The 22,788-nt window shown below is 53.9% G+C and carries 16 protein-coding genes, 4 tRNA genes, 3 rRNA genes and 1 riboswitch; of the genes, 8 read left to right on the forward strand and 15 right to left on the reverse strand.

All coding sequences use genetic code 11. From position 1 onward, the window contains the following. Window positions 1–2: 2 nt before the first annotated feature. Both ilvX and ilvL read right to left on the reverse strand, forming a co-directional pair. Window positions 3–53 carry a peptide IlvX gene (gene ilvX, locus AC4IBF_RS21060; RefSeq protein WP_166792073.1) on the reverse strand — a complete coding sequence of 17 codons (51 nt, stop codon included), beginning with the start codon at window positions 51–53 and terminating at the stop codon, window positions 3–5. Between the two features lie 86 nt (window positions 54–139). Next, window positions 140–238 (reverse strand): ilv operon leader peptide, encoded by a 99-nt coding sequence (gene ilvL / locus AC4IBF_RS21065; protein ID WP_001311244.1) that lies wholly within the window; start codon window positions 236–238, stop codon window positions 140–142. 341 nt (window positions 239–579) lie between these two features. Between ilvL and AC4IBF_RS21070 the strand changes: the two genes are divergently transcribed. Beyond that, on the forward strand, window positions 580–2,100 hold the full coding sequence (locus AC4IBF_RS21070; RefSeq protein ID WP_491463079.1) for a YifB family Mg chelatase-like AAA ATPase: 1,521 nt from the start codon (window positions 580–582) through the stop codon (window positions 2,098–2,100). Between the two features lie 30 nt (window positions 2,101–2,130). Here the strand turns inward: AC4IBF_RS21070 and AC4IBF_RS21075 are convergent, their stop codons facing one another. Next, window positions 2,131–2,469, reverse strand: a complete 339-nt coding sequence (locus AC4IBF_RS21075; RefSeq protein ID WP_008501577.1) for a MaoP family protein — start codon at window positions 2,467–2,469, stop codon at window positions 2,131–2,133. 118 nt (window positions 2,470–2,587) lie between these two features. Between AC4IBF_RS21075 and hdfR the strand changes: the two genes are divergently transcribed. Next, a complete protein-coding gene (gene hdfR, locus AC4IBF_RS21080; protein WP_133295337.1) occupies window positions 2,588–3,409 on the forward strand; it encodes an HTH-type transcriptional regulator HdfR in 822 nt (273 codons plus the stop codon). Between the two features lie 98 nt (window positions 3,410–3,507). Here the strand turns inward: hdfR and AC4IBF_RS21085 are convergent. From AC4IBF_RS21085 to btuB, 9 genes are all read right to left on the reverse strand, one after another. After that, window positions 3,508–3,583, reverse strand: a tRNA-Trp gene (locus tag AC4IBF_RS21085). A gap of 53 nt (window positions 3,584–3,636) precedes the next feature. Next, window positions 3,637–3,713 (reverse strand) — tRNA-Asp (locus tag AC4IBF_RS21090). Window positions 3,714–3,768: 55 nt separating this feature from the next. Continuing rightward, window positions 3,769–3,884 (reverse strand): 5S ribosomal RNA (gene rrf / locus AC4IBF_RS21095). Window positions 3,885–3,956: 72 nt separating this feature from the next. Next, window positions 3,957–6,861, reverse strand: a 23S ribosomal RNA gene (locus AC4IBF_RS21100). Window positions 6,862–7,032: 171 nt separating this feature from the next. Continuing rightward, window positions 7,033–7,108, reverse strand: a tRNA-Ala gene (locus AC4IBF_RS21105). Window positions 7,109–7,151: 43 nt separating this feature from the next. Further along, window positions 7,152–7,228, reverse strand: a tRNA-Ile gene (locus tag AC4IBF_RS21110). Window positions 7,229–7,297: 69 nt separating this feature from the next. Then, a 16S ribosomal RNA gene (locus AC4IBF_RS21115) occupies window positions 7,298–8,837 on the reverse strand. The 16S, 23S and 5S rRNA genes sit together here with 4 tRNA genes alongside, the layout of an rRNA operon. A 381-nt stretch (window positions 8,838–9,218) precedes the next feature. Beyond that, window positions 9,219–10,070 (reverse strand): glutamate racemase, encoded by an 852-nt coding sequence (gene murI, locus AC4IBF_RS21120; protein WP_023309660.1) that lies wholly within the window; start codon window positions 10,068–10,070, stop codon window positions 9,219–9,221. After that, entirely contained in the window at window positions 10,015–11,868 is a 1,854-nt protein-coding gene (gene btuB, locus AC4IBF_RS21125; protein ID WP_111963979.1) for a TonB-dependent vitamin B12 receptor BtuB, read from the reverse strand. Before btuB ends, murI begins: the two co-directional genes overlap by 56 nt. Window positions 11,869–11,934: 66 nt before the next feature. Beyond that, window positions 11,935–12,110, reverse strand: a riboswitch (cobalamin riboswitch). Between the two features lie 104 nt (window positions 12,111–12,214). On the opposite strand from btuB, the gene trmA reads away from it, so the two are divergent. Next, window positions 12,215–13,315 carry a tRNA (uridine(54)-C5)-methyltransferase TrmA gene (trmA, locus tag AC4IBF_RS21130; protein WP_111963978.1) on the forward strand — a complete coding sequence of 367 codons (1,101 nt, stop codon included), beginning with the start codon at window positions 12,215–12,217 and terminating at the stop codon, window positions 13,313–13,315. Window positions 13,316–13,367: 52 nt separating this feature from the next. Here trmA and AC4IBF_RS21135 read toward each other — a convergent pair whose 3' ends face one another. Next, complete coding sequence (locus tag AC4IBF_RS21135) at window positions 13,368–13,727, reverse strand: YijD family membrane protein (RefSeq protein WP_008501783.1); 360 nt, start codon at window positions 13,725–13,727, stop codon at window positions 13,368–13,370. A gap of 9 nt (window positions 13,728–13,736) precedes the next feature. Next, window positions 13,737–14,375, reverse strand: coding sequence for an HTH-type transcriptional repressor FabR (gene fabR / locus AC4IBF_RS21140; RefSeq protein ID WP_008501784.1), 639 nt, complete (start codon window positions 14,373–14,375; stop codon window positions 13,737–13,739). Window positions 14,376–14,571: 196 nt separating this feature from the next. Here fabR and sthA point away from each other — a divergent pair, with 196 nt between their 5' ends. Then, window positions 14,572–15,972 (forward strand): Si-specific NAD(P)(+) transhydrogenase, encoded by a 1,401-nt coding sequence (gene sthA / locus AC4IBF_RS21145; protein ID WP_039265649.1) that lies wholly within the window; start codon window positions 14,572–14,574, stop codon window positions 15,970–15,972. Here the strand turns inward: sthA and oxyR are convergent. After that, window positions 15,955–16,872: a DNA-binding transcriptional regulator OxyR gene (gene oxyR, locus AC4IBF_RS21150; RefSeq protein WP_133295340.1), complete on the reverse strand. Its 918-nt coding sequence runs from the start codon at window positions 16,870–16,872 to the stop codon at window positions 15,955–15,957. The genes sthA and oxyR overlap by 18 nt on opposite strands. A gap of 488 nt (window positions 16,873–17,360) precedes the next feature. On the opposite strand from oxyR, the gene ppc reads away from it, so the two are divergent. The 4 genes from ppc (at window position 17,361) to gldA (ending at window position 22,777) form a co-directional block, all read left to right on the forward strand. After that, entirely contained in the window at window positions 17,361–20,012 is a 2,652-nt protein-coding gene (gene ppc, locus AC4IBF_RS21155) for a phosphoenolpyruvate carboxylase (RefSeq protein WP_047653049.1), read from the forward strand. 94 nt (window positions 20,013–20,106) lie between these two features. Beyond that, window positions 20,107–20,898 (forward strand): helix-turn-helix domain-containing protein, encoded by a 792-nt coding sequence (locus AC4IBF_RS21160; protein WP_248175574.1) that lies wholly within the window; start codon window positions 20,107–20,109, stop codon window positions 20,896–20,898. Window positions 20,899–20,998: 100 nt separating this feature from the next. After that, window positions 20,999–21,661, forward strand: a complete 663-nt coding sequence (gene fsa, locus AC4IBF_RS21165; protein ID WP_491463080.1) for a fructose-6-phosphate aldolase — start codon at window positions 20,999–21,001, stop codon at window positions 21,659–21,661. Window positions 21,662–21,673: 12 nt separating this feature from the next. Next, complete coding sequence (gene gldA / locus AC4IBF_RS21170; RefSeq protein WP_136196031.1) at window positions 21,674–22,777, forward strand: bifunctional L-1,2-propanediol dehydrogenase/glycerol dehydrogenase; 1,104 nt, start codon at window positions 21,674–21,676, stop codon at window positions 22,775–22,777. Window positions 22,778–22,788: the final 11 nt, after the last annotated feature.

A 22,788-nucleotide genomic window follows, 5' to 3' on the forward strand; every position in this document is an offset into this window, starting at 1 on the left:
AGTTAGTTCCCCGTCATAAATCGGGAGAAACAGAATTTTGTGCTAGTCGTCATTCTCTGCTCCTCATTTACGTTTTTTAGTCATAAAAAAACCCCCGGACCTTTCGGTGCGGGGGTCTTAGTTCGTTAAGGCTTGATTTCTAAGCCTTTCCTCGTCCAAGTGCAGCCCCGCACGGTGGGATAATAATCACCACCACGCTAATCACGACCAGGCTAATCACTCGTAGAAGGGCTGTCATTTTCAGTTCTTTTTGCATCTTGTTCGAAGGAATACCTAAAGAGTTATCACAGTTTTTAAATCAAACACAAGATTTATTTATGACGGATTTGATTAGGCAGCGAATCATATTTCTTAAAAGCTTTGTTTTATATAAGGAAATTAGAAAATGAATATTTTTCATTTTTTTACTGCAGTTCTTAACGTCAAAACGGGGCTTTTTACATTCTGCGAGGAAGCTTCCACGGTTATGCAATTGTTTCAGCGTGCGCTTAAAATCTCTGAACAGGCGGCGTAAATCAGCAAAATGACGCTAAACAGACAAAAAAGGCGCTGGCATAGTCACACCAGGAGGTAGTGCAAATGTCACTGTCAGTTGTTTATACGCGTGCGGCTCTCGGGGTAAAGGCACCGCTCGTTTCCGTTGAGGTTCATTTGAGTAATGGGCTACCCGGACTCACGCTTGTCGGCTTACCTGAAACGACGGTTAAAGAGGCCAGGGATCGCGTTCGCAGCGCAATAATAAATAGCGGTTATACCTTCCCTGCGAAGAAGATCACCATCAACCTTGCTCCCGCCGATCTGCCTAAAGAGGGGGGACGATACGATTTACCTATCGCAATTGCCCTTCTCGCGGCTTCTGAGCAGCTTAATACGACAAGGCTAGGCTCGTATGAGTTCGTGGGTGAACTCGCGCTCACAGGCGCGTTAAGAGGCGTTCCCGGTGCGATATCAGGAGCGCTGGAGGCCATACGTGCCGGGCGGCAAATCATTGTCGCAAATGAAAATGCATCAGAAGTGAGTCTTATCAACGAGAAAGGATGCCTCATCGCGGGACATTTACAGGAAGTTTGTGCCTGGCTGGAAGGACGACATGAACTGTCCGAGCCGGAGGAGTGTGACGATGTTATAACCGACGTCCCGGAGGATCTCAGCGAGATTATGGGGCAGGAGCAAGGGAAACGGGCGCTGGAGATTACGGCCGCAGGTGGGCACAATCTTCTGTTGATTGGTCCACCAGGTACGGGGAAAACGATGCTGGCGAGCAGGTTGAGTGGATTGCTTCCACCGCTCAATAATCATGAAGCGCTGGAAAGCGCAGCCATATATAGCCTCATCAGTTCTGCATCGCTGCAAAAACAGTGGCGCCGTCGTCCTTTTCGTTCCCCACATCATAGCGCTTCACTGACCGCAATGGTCGGCGGAGGGTCTATCCCCGGGCCGGGAGAAATCTCACTGGCCCATAATGGAATTCTATTTCTCGATGAGCTGCCCGAGTTTGAGCGCCGCGTGCTGGATGCACTGAGAGAACCTATTGAATCTGGCGAAATACATATCTCGCGCACGCGGGCCAAAATAAGCTATCCCGCGCAGTTTCAGCTGGTCGCGGCGATGAATCCCAGCCCGACGGGCCACTACCAGGGCAACCATAACCGCTGTACGCCGGAGCAAACGTTGCGCTATCTGGGTAAGTTATCCGGCCCGTTCCTTGACCGTTTCGATTTATCCCTCGAAATCCCCCTTCCTCCGCCGGGTCTGCTCAGGCAGACGGGTATCACGGGTGAAAGCTCAGCGGATGTACGCGAGCGGGTGATTGCGGCCCAGACGCGACAGTATGCTCGTCAGAACAGGCTAAATGCCCGGCTGGATAATGCCGGGATCCGGCAGTTTTGTTCCCTTAACAGTGAGGATGCGGGATGGCTGGAGGAAACGTTGACCCGCTTTGGGCTGTCTATACGTGCGTGGCAGCGTTTGCTAAAAGTGGCCAGAACCATTGCTGACGTGGAGGGGTGCACTGACATTGAGAGAAAGCATTTGCAGGAGGCGCTGAGCTACCGCGCTATCGATCGTTTGCTGCTGCATCTGCAGAAGTTGCTGGCATAAAAAAAGGGGCCGTAGCCCCTTCTCTTCATTTTAATCATCAGACTCGGTGTAGTCTTCTGCACCTTCCATCTGCGGCTTGCCGCCAGACAGCGTATGGAAGCGCTTAGGACGCTTAATGCGCGCCATGTACTTGATCCACACACGTTCCGCTTCAGACTGAGGCTCACGCTCACCACGGCAAACGGAAACAAACTGTTTTTCGTCTTCGGTCGCAGGTTCACGCTTACCCAGATCCAGCTCGTTAAAGGCATAACCATGACGCTCAAGCAGTTGAGCTTCTTTGATGGTGAAATCGCCGTGACGAGAGAACCCGCGCGGATAATGTTTATTGTCGAAAAAACGATTAGTCGTCGTAAAGCTTTCCGCCATCCTACACGCTCCTAATTCTTTGGCCGAGCTATTTATGGCGCGGAGTATTAGTTACGCTTGACAGAGTGTAAAACAAAACATTTAAATCATAACGACAAATAATTTTGCGGAGAAAGATGTGGATACGGAATTGCTTAAAACTTTCCTTGAAGTGAGCAGAACACGCCACTTTGGGCGAGCAGCTGAAGCCCTTTACCTGACGCAGTCAGCAGTCAGTTTTCGTATTCGACAGCTGGAAAATCAACTGGGTGTGAATCTTTTTACTCGCCATCGTAACAATATTCGCTTAACGCCTGCCGGTGAGAAACTGCTGCCGTACGCAGAAACGCTCATGAATACCTGGCAGGCAGCACGTAAAGAGGTGGCGCATACTTCGAGGCATAATGAGTTCTCGATTGGGGCCAGCGCTTCTCTGTGGGAATGTATGCTAAGTCAGTGGCTTACCCGGCTATATCATTCACACGGCCACCTGCAATTTGAAGCGAGAATTGCGCAACGGCAGTCGCTGGTTAAGCAGCTTCATGAGCGTCAGCTTGATCTTCTGATCACAACTGAAGCCCCCAAGATGGACGAATTTAGCAGCCAGATTGTAGGCCAGTTTGGTCTGGCGCTTTATGCCTCTGAACCTTCGATGATGAAGGCAGATCTGACCTATTTGCGCCTGGAATGGGGGCCAGATTTTCAGCAGCATGAGACTGGATTGATTGCACCTGATGATGTTCCACAGTTAACAACCAGCTCTGCGGAGATCGCCTGTCAGCAACTGCCCTTGCTGAGAGGATGTACCTGGTTACCTGTTCGCTGGGCAGACGCTAAAGCGGGGCTGCATACGGTGATGGATTCCACCACGCTTACCAGACCGCTGTATGCAATTTGGCTGCAAAACAGTGATAAGCAAGCACAGATAAAAGATCTGTTAAAAATCAATGTAATGGATTGATACATCAGCCAGCAGAAATGCTGGCTGAATATTAAGAAGAGGCCTTTTTGCTGGATTTCAGGCAAAAAAAATCCTTTGCCGAAGCAAAGGATTATATATGGCAGGGGCGGAGAGACTCGAACTCGCGACACCCGGTTTTGGAGACCGGTGCTCTACCAACTGAGCTACGCCCCTAAAGTTTTTTGCCATTAAGCCTGCCAAAAAGGCAGGCTTAATGTCTTAATAAGTGGCGGAACGGACGGGACTCGAACCCGCGACCCCCTGCGTGACAGGCAGGTATTCTAACCGACTGAACTACCGCTCCACCGAAGACTGCTGTAACCACCGGATTTATGCACCGGCTTACTACTTAATTTGATGCCTGGCAGTTCCCTACTCTCACATGGGGAGACCCCACACTACCATCGGCGCTACGGCGTTTCACTTCTGAGTTCGGCATGGGGTCAGGTGGGACCACCGCGCTAAAGCCGCCAGGCAAATTCTGTTAAATCTGTATCAGGCTGAAATTGATTGTTCTGTCTCTTCGCCAAAACATCTTCGGCGTTGTAAGGTTAAGCCTCACGGTTCATTAGTATCGGTTAGCTCAACGCATCGCTGCGCTTACACACCCGACCTATCAACGTCGTCGTCTTCAACGTTCCTTCAGGAGACTTAAAGTCTCAGGGAGAACTCATCTCGGGGCAAGTTTCGTGCTTAGATGCTTTCAGCACTTATCTTTTCCGCATTTAGCTACCGGGCAGTGCCATTGGCATGACAACCCGAACACCAGTGATGCGTCCACTCCGGTCCTCTCGTACTAGGAGCAGCCCCCCTCAATTCTCCAGCGCCCACGGCAGATAGGGACCGAACTGTCTCACGACGTTCTAAACCCAGCTCGCGTACCACTTTAAATGGCGAACAGCCATACCCTTGGGACCTACTTCAGCCCCAGGATGTGATGAGCCGACATCGAGGTGCCAAACACCGCCGTCGATATGAACTCTTGGGCGGTATCAGCCTGTTATCCCCGGAGTACCTTTTATCCGTTGAGCGATGGCCCTTCCATTCAGAACCACCGGATCACTATGACCTGCTTTCGCACCTGCTCGAGCCGTCACTCTCGCAGTCAAGCTAGCTTATGCCATTGCACTAACCTCCTGATGTCCGACCAGGATTAGCTAACCTTCGTGCTCCTCCGTTACTCTTTGGGAGGAGACCGCCCCAGTCAAACTACCCACCAGACACTGTCCGCAACCCGGATCACGGGTCTACGTTAGAACACCAGCCATTAAAGGGTGGTATTTCAAGGACGGCTCCACGCAGACTGGCGTCCACGCTTCAAAGCCTCCCACCTATCCTACACATCAAGGACCAGTGTTCAGTGTCAAGCTATAGTAAAGGTTCACGGGGTCTTTCCGTCTTGCCGCGGGTACACTGCATCTTCACAGCGAGTTCAATTTCACTGAGTCTCGGGTGGAGACAGCCTGGCCATCATTACGCCATTCGTGCAGGTCGGAACTTACCCGACAAGGAATTTCGCTACCTTAGGACCGTTATAGTTACGGCCGCCGTTTACCGGGGCTTCGATCAAGAGCTTCGCGTTGCCGCTAACCCCATCAATTAACCTTCCGGCACCGGGCAGGCGTCACACCGTATACGTCCACTTTCGTGTTTGCACAGTGCTGTGTTTTTAATAAACAGTTGCAGCCAGCTGGTATCTTCGACTGATTTCAGCTCCACCCGCAGGGGCTTCACCTACATATCAGCGTGCCTTCTCCCGAAGTTACGGCACCATTTTGCCTAGTTCCTTCACCCGAGTTCTCTCAAGCGCCTTGGTATTCTCTACCTGACCACCTGTGTCGGTTTGGGGTACGATTTCGTGTTACCTGATGCTTAGAGGCTTTTCCTGGAAGCAGGGCATTTGTTACTTCAGCACCGTAGTGCCTCGTCATCACACCTCAGCGTTAATAAGGTACCGGATTTACCTGGAACCTCCGCCTACATGCTTAAACCGGGACAACCGTCGCCCGGCTAACATAGCCTTCTCCGTCCCCCCTTCGCAGTAACACCAAGTACAGGAATATTAACCTGTTTCCCATCGACTACGCCTTTCGGCCTCGCCTTAGGGGTCGACTCACCCTGCCCCGATTAACGTTGGACAGGAACCCTTGGTCTTCCGGCGAGCGGGCTTTTCACCCGCTTTATCGTTACTTATGTCAGCATTCGCACTTCTGATACCTCCAGCATGCCTCACAGCACACCTTCAACGGCTTACAGAACGCTCCCCTACCCAACAACACATAGTGTCGCTGCCGCAGCTTCGGTGCATGGTTTAGCCCCGTTACATCTTCCGCGCAGGCCGACTCGACCAGTGAGCTATTACGCTTTCTTTAAATGATGGCTGCTTCTAAGCCAACATCCTGGCTGTCTGTGCCTTCCCACATCGTTTCCCACTTAACCATGACTTTGGGACCTTAGCTGGCGGTCTGGGTTGTTTCCCTCTTCACGACGGACGTTAGCACCCGCCGTGTGTCTCCCGTGATAACATTCTTCGGTATTCGTAGTTTGCATCGGGTTGGTAAGCCGGGATGGCCCCCTAGCCGAAACAGTGCTCTACCCCCGAAGATGAGTTCACGAGGCGCTACCTAAATAGCTTTCGGGGAGAACCAGCTATCTCCCGGTTTGATTGGCCTTTCACCCCCAGCCACAAGTCATCCGCTAATTTTTCAACATTAGTCGGTTCGGTCCTCCAGTTAGTGTTACCCAACCTTCAACCTGCCCATGGCTAGATCACCGGGTTTCGGGTCTATACCCTGCAACTTAACGCCCAGTTAAGACTCGGTTTCCCTTCGGCTCCCCTATACGGTTAACCTTGCTACAGAATATAAGTCGCTGACCCATTATACAAAAGGTACGCAGTCACACCACGAAGGTGCTCCCACTGCTTGTACGTACACGGTTTCAGGTTCTTTTTCACTCCCCTCGCCGGGGTTCTTTTCGCCTTTCCCTCACGGTACTGGTTCACTATCGGTCAGTCAGGAGTATTTAGCCTTGGAGGATGGTCCCCCCATATTCAGACAGGATACCACGTGTCCCGCCCTACTCTTCGAGTTCACAGCCTGTGTGCTTTCGTGTACGGGACTGTCACCCTGTACCGTGCGACTTTCCAGACGCTTCCACTAACACACAAGCTGATTCAGACTCTGGGCTGCTCCCCGTTCGCTCGCCGCTACTGGGGGAATCTCGGTTGATTTCTTTTCCTCGGGGTACTTAGATGTTTCAGTTCCCCCGGTTCGCCTCGTTAACCTATGTATTCAGTTAACGATAGTGCAACGAATTGCACTGGGTTTCCCCATTCGGACATCGCCGGGTCAAAGGTTCATATCACCTCGCCGGCGCTTTTCGCAGATTAGCACGTCCTTCATCGCCTCTGACTGCCAGGGCATCCACCGTGTACGCTTAGTCGCTTAACCTCACAACCCGAAGATGTTTCACTTCATGATTGCGAAAATTTGAGAGACTCGAACACACCTTAAAGATGTGTCGTTTCAATTTTCAGCTTGATCCAGATTTTTAAAGAGCAAAACTTCGCAGTGCACCTTTTCAGGTTCACTCTGAAGTTTTCTTGTGTTTGCAGTAAAAGATGGTGGAGCTATGCGGGATCGAACCGCAGACCTCCTGCGTGCAAAGCAGGCGCTCTCCCAGCTGAGCTATAGCCCCATCGTTTTGCAATCTCTGTACCGCTCATCCTTTAAAAGGAGTTTGGTAGGCCTGAGTGGACTTGAACCACCGACCTCACCCTTATCAGGGGTGCGCTCTAACCACCTGAGCTACAAGCCTGCAGAGATTTTTACTGCTGTTTTTCATCAGACAATCTGTGTGAGCACTACAAAGGCAGGTTCTTTAAGGTAAGGAGGTGATCCAACCGCAGGTTCCCCTACGGTTACCTTGTTACGACTTCACCCCAGTCATGAATCACAAAGTGGTAAGCGCCCTCCCGAAGGTTAAGCTACCTACTTCTTTTGCAACCCACTCCCATGGTGTGACGGGCGGTGTGTACAAGGCCCGGGAACGTATTCACCGTAGCATTCTGATCTACGATTACTAGCGATTCCGACTTCATGGAGTCGAGTTGCAGACTCCAATCCGGACTACGACGCACTTTATGAGGTCCGCTTGCTCTCGCGAGGTCGCTTCTCTTTGTATGCGCCATTGTAGCACGTGTGTAGCCCTACTCGTAAGGGCCATGATGACTTGACGTCATCCCCACCTTCCTCCAGTTTATCACTGGCAGTCTCCTTTGAGTTCCCGGCCTAACCGCTGGCAACAAAGGATAAGGGTTGCGCTCGTTGCGGGACTTAACCCAACATTTCACAACACGAGCTGACGACAGCCATGCAGCACCTGTCTCAGAGTTCCCGAAGGCACCAAAGCATCTCTGCTAAGTTCTCTGGATGTCAAGAGTAGGTAAGGTTCTTCGCGTTGCATCGAATTAAACCACATGCTCCACCGCTTGTGCGGGCCCCCGTCAATTCATTTGAGTTTTAACCTTGCGGCCGTACTCCCCAGGCGGTCGACTTAACGCGTTAGCTCCGGAAGCCACGCCTCAAGGGCACAACCTCCAAGTCGACATCGTTTACGGCGTGGACTACCAGGGTATCTAATCCTGTTTGCTCCCCACGCTTTCGCACCTGAGCGTCAGTCTTTGTCCAGGGGGCCGCCTTCGCCACCGGTATTCCTCCAGATCTCTACGCATTTCACCGCTACACCTGGAATTCTACCCCCCTCTACAAGACTCTAGCCTGCCAGTTTCGAATGCAGTTCCCAGGTTGAGCCCGGGGATTTCACATCCGACTTGACAGACCGCCTGCGTGCGCTTTACGCCCAGTAATTCCGATTAACGCTTGCACCCTCCGTATTACCGCGGCTGCTGGCACGGAGTTAGCCGGTGCTTCTTCTGCGGGTAACGTCAATCGCTGAGGTTATTAACCTCAACGCCTTCCTCCCCGCTGAAAGTACTTTACAACCCGAAGGCCTTCTTCATACACGCGGCATGGCTGCATCAGGCTTGCGCCCATTGTGCAATATTCCCCACTGCTGCCTCCCGTAGGAGTCTGGACCGTGTCTCAGTTCCAGTGTGGCTGGTCATCCTCTCAGACCAGCTAGGGATCGTCGCCTAGGTGAGCCATTACCCCACCTACTAGCTAATCCCATCTGGGCACATCTGATGGCAAGAGGCCCGAAGGTCCCCCTCTTTGGTCTTGCGACGTTATGCGGTATTAGCTACCGTTTCCAGTAGTTATCCCCCTCCATCAGGCAGTTTCCCAGACATTACTCACCCGTCCGCCGCTCGTCACCCAGGAGCAAGCTCCCTGTGTTACCGCTCGACTTGCATGTGTTAGGCCTGCCGCCAGCGTTCAATCTGAGCCATGATCAAACTCTTCAATTTAAGTTTGATGCTCGTGAATTAAACTTCGTAATGAATTACGTATGTTCACTCAGAGACTTGGTATTCATTTTTCGTCTTGCGACGTTAAGAATCCATGTCACTTTGAGTGCCCACACAGATTGTCTGATAAATTGTTAAAGAGCAGTGCAACGCGGCTTTCGCTCACCGTTGCGAGGTCCCGTATATTACGTTTTCCTCGTTCAGAGTCAAGTGATTATTTTCGCTTTTCTCTGCTGGCGTTCATCTCTGAACCCCGCTAACCCGGCGGCCTGTAAGCCGTTGTTCCGTGTCAGTGGAGGCGCATTATAGGGAGTTCTCAGACGTTGACAACCCCTCTTTTAAAAAAAACTTTCAACCGTCTCTTTTTTGCTCAAAACCGTGCTATAGCGCCAGTTTTTCGAGCGTTTCAAAGCCATAACGGCGTAAAACGGGTAAAAGTTGCTCAGTCTCTTTTGTGATAGCCATACAAAACGCGATATTCGCATCGGTAGATTTCGCATCCGGCGCTTCGTGTTCCAGCAGCCAGGCAGTTCGACGAGCGATAGCCGCACCCGAATCCACCAGGCGCGTCCCCTCCGGTAACACCTCCAATAACTCTTCCTGTAATAGCGGGAAGTGGGTACAGCCCAGCACAACGGTATCCGGAGGTTCGGGCATCCGCAGCCACGGACGAAGAATACGACGCAGCTCGTCGAGTGATACCGCCTTTCCATGCAGCTTCGCTTCGGCCATCTCCACCAGCTCGGCCGAGCCCAGCATCGCAATCTGACATTCGTTAGCAAAACGGTCGATCAACTCGCGGGTATAAGGACGCTTTACCGTGCCTCGCGTTGCCAGCAAACCCACTATGCCGTTCGCCGTCAGACGCGCGGCAGGCTTTATTGCAGGGACAACGCCCACAACCGGGAACTGGAATTTTTCACGCAGGGCGGGAAGAGAAACGGTGCTCGCCGTATTACAGGCGATGACGGCCAGCGCAAGGGGATAGCGTTTTTGTACCGCAGTGACGATTTCAACCACACGCTCAACAATAAAATCTTCGCTCTTTTCCCCATACGGGAAAGCGACGTTATCGAAGGCGTAGATGTAATGGAGATCCGGCAGGAGATGCCGAATCTCATCATAGACCGAAAGCCCACCGACGCCGGAATCAAACACCAGCACGGTGGGACGCGGATTAGAAGGTGTAGCTGCCAGACAAGGTGTATTCCCGTCCTGCAGTTTGGTAGCCATAAACTGTCTCGTAATCTTTATCGAACAGGTTGGCTATTTTACCACGAACTGTGAGATGTGAGGTGACAGGATACGAAACTGCGACATCCCAAAGGCTGACACCGCCCATTTTCACGCGTTCTGACGAATAGGTGTCAGGATCAATCGCGACATCATAGCGGGTGCCCAGATAACGGTAGGCAAGGTTCCAGTCGAGATCCCATACCTGCCAGTCAAGCTGGTACTTAACCTGCTGCTTAGAACGGCGGGCCAGTACTTCGTTGGTTTTGGCATTACGCGGGTCGACGTAATCATATGAAATCTGATGTCCGACCGGGCCAGTATCGAACTGTGCCGTCGCTTCCACACCTTTAATACGTGCTTCGTCAACGTTGTAGTAACGATACGTATGCGGATCGCTGTTAATAAGATTATCAATGTCATTGCGATAGCCGGTGATACGCCAGTTGACCGGTCCCGTCAGACCTTCAAAGCCCCCTTCCCACTGCTTACTCTCTTCCGGTTTGAGGTCCGGGTTACCATAAGAGGCGCTGTGGATCTGGCTCATGGTTGGTGCTTTAAATGCGGTACCGTAGGAAGCAATCACGCGATAGCCATCCACAAACTCCCACGCCGCACTGGTTTGCCATGTGCCATGGTTACCAAAGTTGGAGTTGTCGTCATTACGCGCCGCCGCTTCCAGCGTCACGCTGCTGAACTGCTGCATTGCCGAAACAAACACGCCGGTATTGCGTTGCTCGTACCCTTTATCCAGGTAGCCCGTTCCGGCCTGCGTCTTCTGCTTTTGCCAGTCCAGACCTGCGCCAATGTTGCCGTGACCGACTTCCACGGTGTTGAGCCATTGGGTGGTATACTGCTTCACATCATCCATGGTGGCGGAATCAGCGTAACGCCCTTTCTTCGGATCATAGTTCTGATCTTTACTGCGACCGTAACCCGCGACCAGCTGTGACTGAAAAATCCCCTGGTTGTAACGCAGACCGGTATCCCAGTTCTGGCTATAGAGCTGGCGAGTATCAGGTCGTCCATCCACCATAAAGTTGTCGTCGTAGTGATCGTAACCGTCGTACGCGGTGCGGTTGTCATAACCAAAGCCACGGAAGAAGCCGCTCACGCTGTCGGTAATCTGCTGTTCCACGGAGCCGTACAGCGATTTACTCATAAAGCCATCGCGGTCCGGCTGGCGCGGAGCATCTTTGGCATCAATATCAAAACCACGGGTATAGGTGTAGTTACCCGCCATGGTGATTTTGGTTTTATCCAGCACCTGCTGGAAAGCGCCGTCATAGGTCTGATAACCCTTAGAGCCGACGCCCGCTGAGATTTCCGCACCCGGCTTGTCACGTCCGGTGATGATGTTGATCACGCCGCCAATCGCATCGGAGCCATACAGGGCCGAACGCGGACCACGGATGTACTCAATACGCTGAATCAGCGAGGTCGGGATTTGGCTCAGATCGGGAACGTTGCTGATCCCGGCGTTATTCAAAGGAATACCGTCAATCAGCACCAGCACATGGCGAGATTCCGTTCCGCGAATAAAAGTCGAAGAGTTCGAGCCCATTCCACCGCTTTGCGCGATATCCACGCCAGGCAGACGTGACATGATTTCCACCACGCTTCTGGCCTGCCAGCGTTCAATATCTTCGCGCGTCACCACGGACGTCGGTGCCAGAACAGTTTTTGCAGGTTGTTCAAAACGATTTGCCGTCACCACCAACGAGTCTGCGCTATCCTGCGCCCAGCCCGAAAATGCCGTGACGGACAACGCCGTCAACAGCGATACTTTTTTAATCATTGTTAAAGCATCCACAATATAAGAAGGATGCCGCAGGCCTCATCGATAGCACGCGATGATGAAACCAAATGCGACGTGATCCCGGCAGGTCTTCGGGCTAGGTGGCTATATAAGGATGAAGACTTCCCATTTTCACAGTGTCTACAACGCTCATCCCGCCAGTCTTTACCGCTGCGCGTCAGCTCCAGATTTACACTGGATTCCCTTTTCACTCTCAGGAGACCGGAAACAGAATGCTACAATTAGACACGTATGGATGTCCAGACAGCTATTGGCCATTAAATCTGGACATCCCCTGAACAATGCCTACAATCGCCGCGTAATTCTTTATCACTCAGGACGCATCATGACCCCAGAACACCTCCCGACAGAACAGTACGACGCGCAGCTGGCAGAAAAAGTTGTCCGCCTGCAAAGTATGATGACGCCTTTCAACGCGCCCGTTCCCGAGGTGTTCCGCTCTCCAGTCAGCCACTACCGCATGCGCGCCGAATTCCGCATCTGGCACGACGGTGACGACCTGTACCACATCATTTTCGATCAGCAGACGAAGTCCCGTATCCGCGTGGACAGCTTCCCGGCAGCGAGTGAGCTTATCAACCAGCTGATGACGCTGATAATGGACGGCGTGCGCAACAATCCGATGCTGCGTAACAAGCTGTTCCAGATTGACTACCTGACCACGCAAAGCAATCAGGCGATTGTCTCCCTGCTGTACCACAAAGCCCTGAACGACGAGTGGCGCGAGCAGGCAGAAGCGCTGCGCGATGCGCTACGGGCGCAGAACATCAACGTCCACCTGATTGGCCGGGCGACAAAAACCAAAATCATGCTGGATCAGGACTACGTCGACGAGCGCCTGCCTGTTGCGGGTAAAGAGATGGTTTATCGTCAGGTGGAAAACAGCTTCACCCAGCCGAATGCCGCGATGAACGTGCAGATGCTGGAGTGGGCGCTGAAGGCGACGGAAGGGTCAACCGGCGATCTGCTTGAGCTCTACTGCGGTAACGGCAACTTCTCGCTGGCGCTGGCGCGTAATTTCGACCGCGTCCTCGCAACGGAAATCGCCAAGCCGTCGGTAGCCGCCGCGCAGTACAATATTGCCGCTAACCATATCGACAACGTGCAGATCATTCGTATGGCCGCGGAAGAATTCACGCAGGCGATGAACGGCGTACGCCAGTTTAACCGCCTGGAAGGGATCGATCTGAAGAGCTACCAGTGTGAGACGATTTTTGTAGACCCGCCGCGCAGTGGCCTGGACAGCGAAACCGAGAAGATGGTGCAGGCGTACCCGCGTATTTTGTACATCTCCTGTAATCCGGAGACCCTGTGCAAGAACCTGGAAACGTTAGGCCAGACGCACAAGGTTGAACGTCTGGCACTGTTCGATCAGTTCCCGTATACGCACCATATGGAGTGCGGCGTACTTCTGACGGCTAAGTAAATATCCGGCATTTTGGCAGGTGGCGCTTCGCTTACCTGCCCTACAAAATTCTCTACTCCGGTAACTGGCTCTTGCGGCTACGCATGCGCGAGCCAATCCAGAACACCAGCGCCACAGACAGTACCGCAGGGAAGAAGTTAGAGCCGATATCCGGATACTCCGCGCGAACCACGGTGCTATACAGCAATACGCCCAGAATAAAGCAGGCAGCGGCCAGCCCCGGTAACCCCACCGGCATGGTGCGGTTCAGGTAACGTTGATGCAGGCAGTAAACCGTCAGCACCAACGCTATAAGCGGGAAAATCGAAAATGGAACGATTGAGCTAAAAATAGCGGCAAACGTACCATTAATGGATAAGCCAGCGATCAATGCCAGCAACAGCGTCCCTTTATCCTGACCTGACTGTTTCATTACTCACCTTCACTCTTCGGTTTGATGTGCCAGTTTCTCTTGTTCACGGCGATACCAGTAGTACGCGCCTTTGGAGATCATCCTGAGCTGCAATACCAGTCGCTCTTCGAGCTGCTTGCGTTGTTCAATGCTGACATCCAGCGCTTCGGCACCCGCGCTGAAAACAATCGTCACCATCGCCTCAGCCTGTGCTTCAGTAAACGCACGCGGCATATGGTTTTCGAGTTCAAGATAGTCGGCAAGTTCCGCGATGAAGTGCTGAATTTCACGCGCGACGGCGGCACGAAACGCCGCCGATGTGCCCGAACGCTCGCGCAGAAGCAGACGAAACGCGTTGGGGTTATTGCCGATAAATTCCATAAAGGTCGATACGGAGGTGCGGATCACGCTGCCCCCTTTGGCGATACGCTGACGCGCCTGGCGCATCAGCTGGCGCAGCATCAGGCCGCTCTCGTCGACCATGGTCAGGCCCAGTTCATCCACATCACGGAAGTGACGATAGAAGGACGTTGGCGCAATCCCGGCCTCGCGTGCGACTTCGCGCAGGCTCAAACTGGCAAAACTCCGCTCAGCACTCAGTTGACTGAATGCGGCTTCCACCAGCGAACGCCGGGTTTTCTCTTTTTGTTGTGCTCTTACGCCCATCACGATAGTTGAATCCTTCCAAAGGCCTGATGGCACTATACCAGAGAATAAAATTAATCTGTTTGCCTGGCTTTGTGAATGATTGTTTACGTGCGGTTTGTGCTCCACTGCCCGAAAAAAGCACAACGATAATTGGGTTACTCTGCCAATGATGTTATGATTCTGTTGCTTTTATGTATAAGAACAGGTAAGCCTTACCATGCCACATTCCTACGATTACGACGCAATAGTTATTGGTTCCGGCCCCGGCGGCGAAGGTGCAGCTATGGGTCTGGTGAAACAGGGAGCCAGAGTAGCGGTCATCGAGCGCTACCATAATGTCGGCGGCGGTTGCACCCACTGGGGCACCATCCCTTCGAAAGCCCTCCGCCACGCCGTTAGCCGCATTATCGAATTTAACCAGAACCCTCTTTACAGCGACCACTCCCGACTTCTTCGTTCATCCTTTGCTGACATCCTGAATCACGCGGACACCGTTATTAACCAGCAGACACGCATGCGTCAGGGATTTTATGAGCGTAACCACTGTGAAATTTTGCAGGGCAACGCGCATTTTGTGGATGAACACACCCTGGCACTCGAATGCCACGACGGTTCGGTTGAAACCATCACGGCTGAAAAATTTGTGATTGCCTGCGGTTCACGCCCGTACCATCCCGCCGACGTCGATTTCTCGCACCCGCGCGTCTACGACAGCGATTCGATTCTGAGCCTGCACCATGAGCCACGCCACGTCATTATCTATGGCGCAGGGGTCATTGGCTGCGAATATGCGTCGATCTTCCGCGGAATGGACGTCAAAGTTGACCTGATCAACACCCGTGACCGCCTGCTGGCGTTCCTGGATCAGGAGATGTCGGACTCTCTCTCCTACCACTTCTGGAACAGCGGCGTGGTGATTCGCCACAACGAAGAGTACGAGAAAATCGAAGGCTGTGACGACGGGGTGATAATGCACCTGAAGTCCGGTAAGAAGCTGAAAGCCGACTGCCTGCTGTACGCCAACGGCCGTACCGGCAACACAGATTCACTGAAGCTGGAAAATATCGGGCTTGAGACCGACAGCCGCGGTCAGCTGAAGGTCAACAGCATGTACCAGACCGCGCTACCGCACGTTTACGCGGTCGGCGACGTGATTGGCTACCCAAGCCTGGCCTCAGCCGCTTACGACCAGGGACGCATTGCCGCACAGGCGCTGGTAAAAGGCGAAGCGACGGCGCACCTGATCGAAGATATTCCGACGGGCATCTATACCATCCCGGAAATCAGTTCTGTCGGGAAAACCGAGCAGCAGCTGACGTCAATGAAGGTGCCTTACGAGGTGGGTCGTGCCCAGTTTAAACATCTGGCGCGGGCGCAAATCGTGGGGATGAGCGTGGGAACGCTGAAAATTCTTTTCCATCGCGAGACGAAAGAGATCCTCGGGATTCACTGCTTCGGTGAACGCGCCGCGGAGATCATTCATATCGGCCAGGCAATCATGGAGCAGAAAGGCGGTGGTAACACCATTGAGTACTTCGTCAACACCACCTTTAACTACCCGACCATGGCGGAAGCCTATCGGGTAGCCGCGCTGAACGGCTTAAACCGCCTGTTTTAACGCGCTGTCGAAATGGCCATCCATCGAACCACGGATGGCCTCTGCCAGCTGCTCATAGCGGCTGCGCAGCGGTGAACCCGGACGATACACCAGGCCGATAGTGCGGCGCGGCTCCGGCTTAATGCACGGCAGATAAACCACACCATCACGTTTACGCTCGTGCGGCACCGCCAGCGCAGGCAGAAGCGTAATACCGCTTCCCGCCGCCACCATATTACGCAGCGTTTCCAGGCTGGTTGCCCGGAAATGGGTATCTTCATCGGCACCCGCTTCGAAGCAGAAGCCCATAGCCTGATCGCGCAGGCAGTGGCCATCTTCCAGCATCAGCAGCTTTTCACCGGCCAGATCGGCCATCGGCACGCGATCGCGGTTCGCCCACGGGTGATCTTCGTAGATCGCCAGCATCATTGGCTCATCGAACAGCGGCACTTCAATAAAAGCTTCACTCTCTTTTACCAGTGCCAGAATAGCGCAGTCGAGCTTGCCGCTGTCCAGCTGCGCCAGCAGCTGATGCGTCTGAGCTTCGTGCAGGTACATTTCGAGTTTCGGGAACGTCTGGTGCAGCATCGGAATGATGTGCGGCAACAGGTACGGGCCAACGGTTGGGATCAGGCCAATATGCAGCGGGCCGGACATGGCCTCCCCCTGCTGGCTTGCCATTTCCTTGAGCACTTTGACCTCGCGCAGCACGGTGCGCGCCTGATCCACCAGCAGAAGACCTGCCTGTGTGAACAGAACCTTACGACTGGTGCGCTCCAGCAGCATCACGCCCAGCTCGTCTTCCAGCTTGCGGATCTGGCCGCTCAGCGTGGGCTGGCTGACGTGGCAGGAATCTGCCGCGCGGCGAAAGTGACGATGCTCGGCTAACGCTACCAGGTATTCAAGATCACGAATATTCATTATTCATCCTCCGTCGCCACGATAGTTCATGGCGATAGATAGCATAGCAACGAACGATTATCCCTATCAAGCATTCTGTTGAATAATACACCACATAGACGAGGCGGCACGTGTTTGACCCTTGACGTCCCCGCACCGTCAGCGAGTTTCTCTCAAAACTCGAACAACTAAAGCCAACGTGAACTTTTGCGGACCCCGTGGTCCGCTTTTTTTTTGCGTAAAAAACCGGAGATAAAAGCAAAATGGCAACCGAAGCTGCCATTTTTCGTGTTTTACCCCTTTTCCCCGGCACATTCTCATAAGCATCTCTTATCTGAAGCAATGCGAATTAAATTTCGTAAATTGCCCTCATTTATTCGTTTGCTGAACCGTTTTCGCAGCAATTGACGACGGGGGTTTTACGTGGCTTTATAAAGGGAGATGACAAAATAATGTCCAGAAAATTTTCGACTGGGCATAAACAAAAATGATGGGGTGACTGGGTTTTTATGAACGAACAATATTCCGCGTTGCGTAGTAATGTCAGTATGCTCGGCAAAGTGCTTGGAGATACCATCAAAGACGCGTTGGGGGAGAACATCCTCGACCGCGTTGAAACCATCCGCAAGCTGTCTAAATCTTCCCGTGCCGGTAACGAGGCCAGTCGTCAGGAGCTGCTCACCACCTTGCAGAACCTCTCAAACGATGAGCTGCTGCCCGTTGCGCGCGCATTCAGCCAGTTCCTGAACCTGGCTAACACCGCTGAGCAATACCACAGCATTTCGCCAAATGGCGAAGCGGCAAGCAACCCGGAAGTCATTGCCCGCACCCTTCGTAAACTGAAAGACCAGCCAGACCTCAACGAAGCCACCATCAAAAAAGCGGTGGAGTCACTTTCGCTGGAGCTGGTGCTGACCGCACACCCCACTGAAATTACCCGTCGCACCCTGATCCACAAAATGGTGGAAGTGAACAACTGTCTGAAGCAGTTGGATAACAAAGACATTGCCGACTACGAACGCAACCAGCTGATGCGCCGTCTGCGCCAGCTGATTGCCCAGTCCTGGCACACCGATGAAATTCGTAAGCATCGTCCAAGCCCGGTCGACGAAGCCAAATGGGGCTTTGCGGTGGTGGAAAACAGCCTGTGGGAAGGGGTGCCGAACTACCTGCGCGAGCTGAACGAACAGCTGGAAGAGAACCTTGGCTACCGCCTGCCGGTCGATTTCGTTCCGGTCCGCTTCACCTCCTGGATGGGCGGCGACCGCGACGGCAACCCGAACGTGACCGCGGAAATTACCCGTCACGTCCTGCTGCTGAGCCGCTGGAAAGCGACCGACCTGTTCCTGAAAGACATTCAGGTGCTGATCTCCGAGCTGTCGATGGTTGAAGCGACGCCGGAACTACGCGCGCTGGCAGGTGAAGAGGGTGCCAGCGAACCGTACCGTTTCCTGATGAAAAAACTGCGCGGTCAGCTGATGGCCACTCAGGCGTGGCTGGAAGCGCGTCTGAAAGGTCAGCGCCTGCCAAAACCAGAAGGCCTGCTCAGCCAGAACGAACAGCTCTGGGAGCCGCTGTACGCCTGTTATAAATCACTCCAGGCCTGCGGGATGGGCATCATCGCTAACGGCGAACTGCTCGACACCCTGCGCCGCGTGAAGTGTTTCGGCGTGCCGCTGGTGCGTATCGACGTACGTCAGGAAAGTACCCGCCATACCGAAGCGCTGGGCGAGCTGACCCGCTACCTCGGCATCGGCGACTATGAAAGCTGGTCCGAAGCCGACAAACAGGCCTTCCTGATCCGCGAGCTGAACTCGAAGCGCCCTCTGCTGCCGCGCAACTGGGAGCCAAGCAACGAAACCCGCGAGGTGCTCAACACCTGTAAAGCGATCGTAGACGCGCCGAAAGGATCGGTGGCCGCCTATGTGATCTCTATGGCGAAGACCCCTTCCGACGTGCTGGGCGTTCACCTTCTGCTGAAAGAAGCGGGAATCGACTACGCCCTGCCGGTCGCCCCGCTGTTTGAGACCCTCGACGACCTGAATAACGCCAACGACGTCATGACCCAGCTGCTGAATATCGACTGGTACCGCGGCTTTATCCAGGGCAAACAGATGGTGATGATCGGCTATTCCGATTCCGCGAAAGATGCGGGCGTAATGGCGGCATCCTGGGCGCAGTATCAGGCGCAGGACGCCCTGATCAAAACCTGCGAGAAAGCCGGTATTGAACTGACCCTGTTCCACGGACGCGGTGGCTCGATTGGCCGTGGCGGCGCACCTGCACATGCAGCCCTTCTGTCACAGCCGCCGGGAAGCCTGAAAGGCGGCCTGCGCGTCACCGAGCAGGGCGAGATGATCCGCTTCAAATACGGTCTGCCGGAAGTGACCATCAGCAGCCTGTCGCTTTATACCAGCGCTATCCTGGAAGCAAACCTGCTGCCGCCGCCGGAGCCGAAAGCGTCCTGGTGCCATATCATGGACGAGCTGTCTGACATCTCCTGCGATCTGTACCGCGGCTACGTGCGTGAAAACAAAGATTTCGTTCCTTACTTCCGCTCGGCCACGCCTGAGCAGGAGCTGGGTAAACTGCCGCTGGGCTCACGTCCTGCGAAGCGTCGCCCAACCGGTGGCGTAGAGTCTCTGCGCGCGATCCCGTGGATCTTCGCCTGGACGCAGAACCGTTTGATGCTGCCCGCCTGGCTGGGTGCCGGTGCCGCGCTGCAAAAAGTGGTGGAAGACGGCAAACAGAGCGAACTGGAGACCATGTGTCGCGACTGGCCATTCTTCTCTACCCGTCTGGGCATGCTGGAGATGGTCTTCTCGAAAGCTGACCTGTGGCTGGCGGAATACTACGATCAGCGTCTGGTGAAACCTGAGCTGTGGGCGCTGGGCAAAGAGCTGCGCGAGCTGCTGGAAGGCGACATCAAAGTGGTTCTGGACATCGCCAACGACTCACACCTGATGGCGGACCTGCCGTGGATTGCCGAGTCTATTCAACTGCGTAACATCTACACCGACCCGCTGAACGTCCTGCAGGCAGAGCTGCTGCACCGTTCGCGTCTGGCGGAAGAAGAAGGGAAAGAGCCGGATCCGCGTGTTGAACAGGCGCTGATGGTGACGATTGCGGGCGTTGCGGCGGGTATGCGTAACACCGGCTAATGCTTTACGCCCGGCGGCGCTGCGCTTGCACGGGCCTACGATAAGTAGGCCGGGTAAGCGTCGGCGCCACCCGGCAAAATTAGGTAGTCTCCTTATGCATTCCGATATCACCCAAATTTTGACTGACCTGGTGAACCGCACGTTACCGCTGGGTCAGATTCATTTCTCAGCGCTGGCTGAACAGCACCCCCGGACCTCTCCCTGCCTCGGCATTACCCTTGATACCCCCTGCGAGGCTATGTTTTCTTTTTTTGGACAAATCACGCCTCCCGCGCCTCACGCCCTGAGCATACATTTCGGTAAGCAGCTGCTGACTATCGAGTTACAGCATGACAATACGCTTTTACAGCAGTTCCAGATTGCCCGACGCGGCCCGCGAACGGGGGCTTTTCTTCTTCAAACGCTTACCGAATTACAGATGCAGCCTGAGGAGCAGGACACAGCAAGGCTGGTGGTTTTAAGCTTGCTCAGCCACTGCCGGGATCTGCTTGGCAGCGAAATTCATACCGACAGCCGTAGCCGGGCACTATTCGAAGCCGTTCGGAGCTATATCGAAGAAAATTATGCCTCTTTGTTAACTCGCGAATCCGTGGCACAGGCGTTCTACATCACACCAAACTACCTTTCCCATCTATTCCAGAAAGTCGGCAGCGTCGGATTCAATGAGTATTTAACAAAAACGCGCCTGGAACATGCGCGCCAGCTGCTGAAAGGCTACGATCTCAAAATTAAAGATATCGCCCCACGCTGCGGATTTACGGACAGCAACTACTTTTGCCGTCTCTTTCGCAAGCACACCGAACGTTCCCCTTCCGAATATCGACGTCAGTACCACAGTCAGCTGATCGCCAAAAATAGCACTGTGATCGCTCTCGCACTTCGTTAAGGACATTACATTTGTCCAGTATTTAGCAAAATTGGCCTGTATCCGCTCTGCCTGCCCACGCCTTATCCTTTATTCAACCTTTCTGACTTAAGGAAAAATAATGGAACTGTACCTGGATACCGCCAATGTGGCGGAAGTTGAACGCCTGGCGCGCATTTTTCCCATAGCGGGCGTCACCACCAATCCGAGCATCATTGCCGCCAGCCGTGAATCCATTTGGGACGTGCTGCCGCGCCTGCAAAAAGCCATCGGGCCAGAAGGCACGCTGTTTGCTCAAACCATGAGCCGCGATGCAGAAGGCATGGTGGAGGAAGCCAAACGTTTAAGTAACGCCATCCCGGAAATTGTGGTGAAAATCCCGGTGACGGCTCAGGGGCTCATCGCGATTAAAGCATTGAAAAAAGAGGGGATAACCACGCTGGGAACCGCCGTTTACAGCGCGGCGCAGGGCTTGCTTGCCGCACTGGCAGGCGCGAAGTATGTCGCGCCGTACGTAAACCGCGTTGACGCTCAGGGCGGTGATGGCATTCGCATGGTCCAGGAGCTGCAATCCCTACTGGAACTGAACGCGCCGGAAAGCAAAGTGCTGGCCGCCAGCTTCAAAACGCCGCGTCAGGCGCTGGACTGCCTGTTGGCGGGATGCGAGGCAATCACGCTTCCCTTAGACGTAGCGCAACAAATGCTCGGCACACCGGCGGTAGAGTCAGCCGTAGAGAAGTTCGAGCAAGACTGGAAAAACGCGTTTGGTAACCTCAATCTCTAAGGGAGAACTGTTATGGACCGTATCATTCAATCGCCGGGAAAATATATCCAGGGCGCTGATGTGCTTACCCGTCTCGGCGACTATCTGAAACCCCTGGCCAATCGCTGGCTGGTTGTCGGCGATAAATTTGTGCTGGGTTTTGCCGAAGAGACCCTGCGTCAGAGTTTTAAAAATGCGGAACTCTATGCCGAAATAGCGCCATTTGGCGGCGAGTGTTCACAAAATGAAATCGATCGGCTGAAAAAACTGGCCGACGGCGCCGACTGCCTGGCAGTCCTGGGCATCGGCGGCGGTAAAACGCTGGATACCGCCAAAGCGCTGGCTCACTTTATGGACGTGCCCGTCGCCATTGCACCGACTATTGCCTCCACCGATGCGCCGTGCAGCGCCCTTTCCGTTATCTACACCGACAGCGGCGAGTTCGATCGCTACCTGATGCTGCCGCACAACCCGAACATGGTCATTGTGGATACCAAAGTGGTAGCAGGTGCGCCGGCACGTCTGCTGGCCGCCGGGATTGGCGATGCGCTGGCGACCTGGTTTGAAGCACGCGCCTGCTCGCGCAGCGGTGCGACCACCATGGCGGGCGGCAAATGTACGCAGGCTGCGCTCGCGCTGGCCGAGCTGTGCTACAACACGCTGATTGAAGAGGGTGAAAAAGCCATGCTTGCAGCGGAACAGCATGTAGTAACACCGGCGCTGGAACGCATTATCGAAGCCAACACCTATCTTAGCGGCGTAGGATTTGAAAGCGGCGGACTGGCGGCGGCACACGCTATTCATAACGGTATGACGGCGGTACCGGACGCGCACCACTTCTATCACGGTGAAAAAGTGGCGTTTGGTACGCTGACGCAGCTGGTGCTGGAAAACGCGCCGGTAGAAGAAATAGAGGCCGTCGCGGCGCTTTGCCACAGCGTTGGGCTGCCGATTACGCTGGCACAGCTAAATATTAAAGAAGATATTCCGGCCAAAATGCGGCTGATCGCAGAGGCGTCCTGTGCGGAAGGAGAAACCATCCACAATATGCCTGGCGGCGTGTCGCCGGATCAGGTTTACGCGGCGCTGCTGGTGGCTGACCAATATGGGCAGCGGTTCCTGCAGGAGTGGGAGTAACTGGCATGAAT

It is taken from the genome of Enterobacter sp. Taxon_8 (assembly GCF_058354585.1).

What these genes read in the sequence shown, in the direction of transcription:
- ilvL (WP_001311244.1), bottom strand. Translation starts at nt 238, where the DNA reads ATGACAGCCCTTCTACGAGTGATTAGCCTGGTCGTGATTAGCGTGGTG.
- gldA (WP_136196031.1), top strand. Translation starts at nt 21,674, where the DNA reads ATGGACCGTATCATTCAATCGCCGGGAAAATATATCCAGGGCGCTGAT.
- btuB (WP_111963979.1), bottom strand. Translation starts at nt 11,868, where the DNA reads ATGATTAAAAAAGTATCGCTGTTGACGGCGTTGTCCGTCACGGCATTT.
- ppc (WP_047653049.1), top strand. Translation starts at nt 17,361, where the DNA reads ATGAACGAACAATATTCCGCGTTGCGTAGTAATGTCAGTATGCTCGGC.
- sthA (WP_039265649.1), top strand. Translation starts at nt 14,572, where the DNA reads ATGCCACATTCCTACGATTACGACGCAATAGTTATTGGTTCCGGCCCC.
- AC4IBF_RS21070 (WP_491463079.1), top strand. Translation starts at nt 580, where the DNA reads ATGTCACTGTCAGTTGTTTATACGCGTGCGGCTCTCGGGGTAAAGGCA.
- fsa (WP_491463080.1), top strand. Translation starts at nt 20,999, where the DNA reads ATGGAACTGTACCTGGATACCGCCAATGTGGCGGAAGTTGAACGCCTG.
- murI (WP_023309660.1), bottom strand. Translation starts at nt 10,070, where the DNA reads ATGGCTACCAAACTGCAGGACGGGAATACACCTTGTCTGGCAGCTACA.
- trmA (WP_111963978.1), top strand. Translation starts at nt 12,215, where the DNA reads ATGACCCCAGAACACCTCCCGACAGAACAGTACGACGCGCAGCTGGCA.
- AC4IBF_RS21135 (WP_008501783.1), bottom strand. Translation starts at nt 13,727, where the DNA reads ATGAAACAGTCAGGTCAGGATAAAGGGACGCTGTTGCTGGCATTGATC.
- AC4IBF_RS21075 (WP_008501577.1), bottom strand. Translation starts at nt 2,469, where the DNA reads ATGGCGGAAAGCTTTACGACGACTAATCGTTTTTTCGACAATAAACAT.
- oxyR (WP_133295340.1), bottom strand. Translation starts at nt 16,872, where the DNA reads ATGAATATTCGTGATCTTGAATACCTGGTAGCGTTAGCCGAGCATCGT.
- AC4IBF_RS21160 (WP_248175574.1), top strand. Translation starts at nt 20,107, where the DNA reads ATGCATTCCGATATCACCCAAATTTTGACTGACCTGGTGAACCGCACG.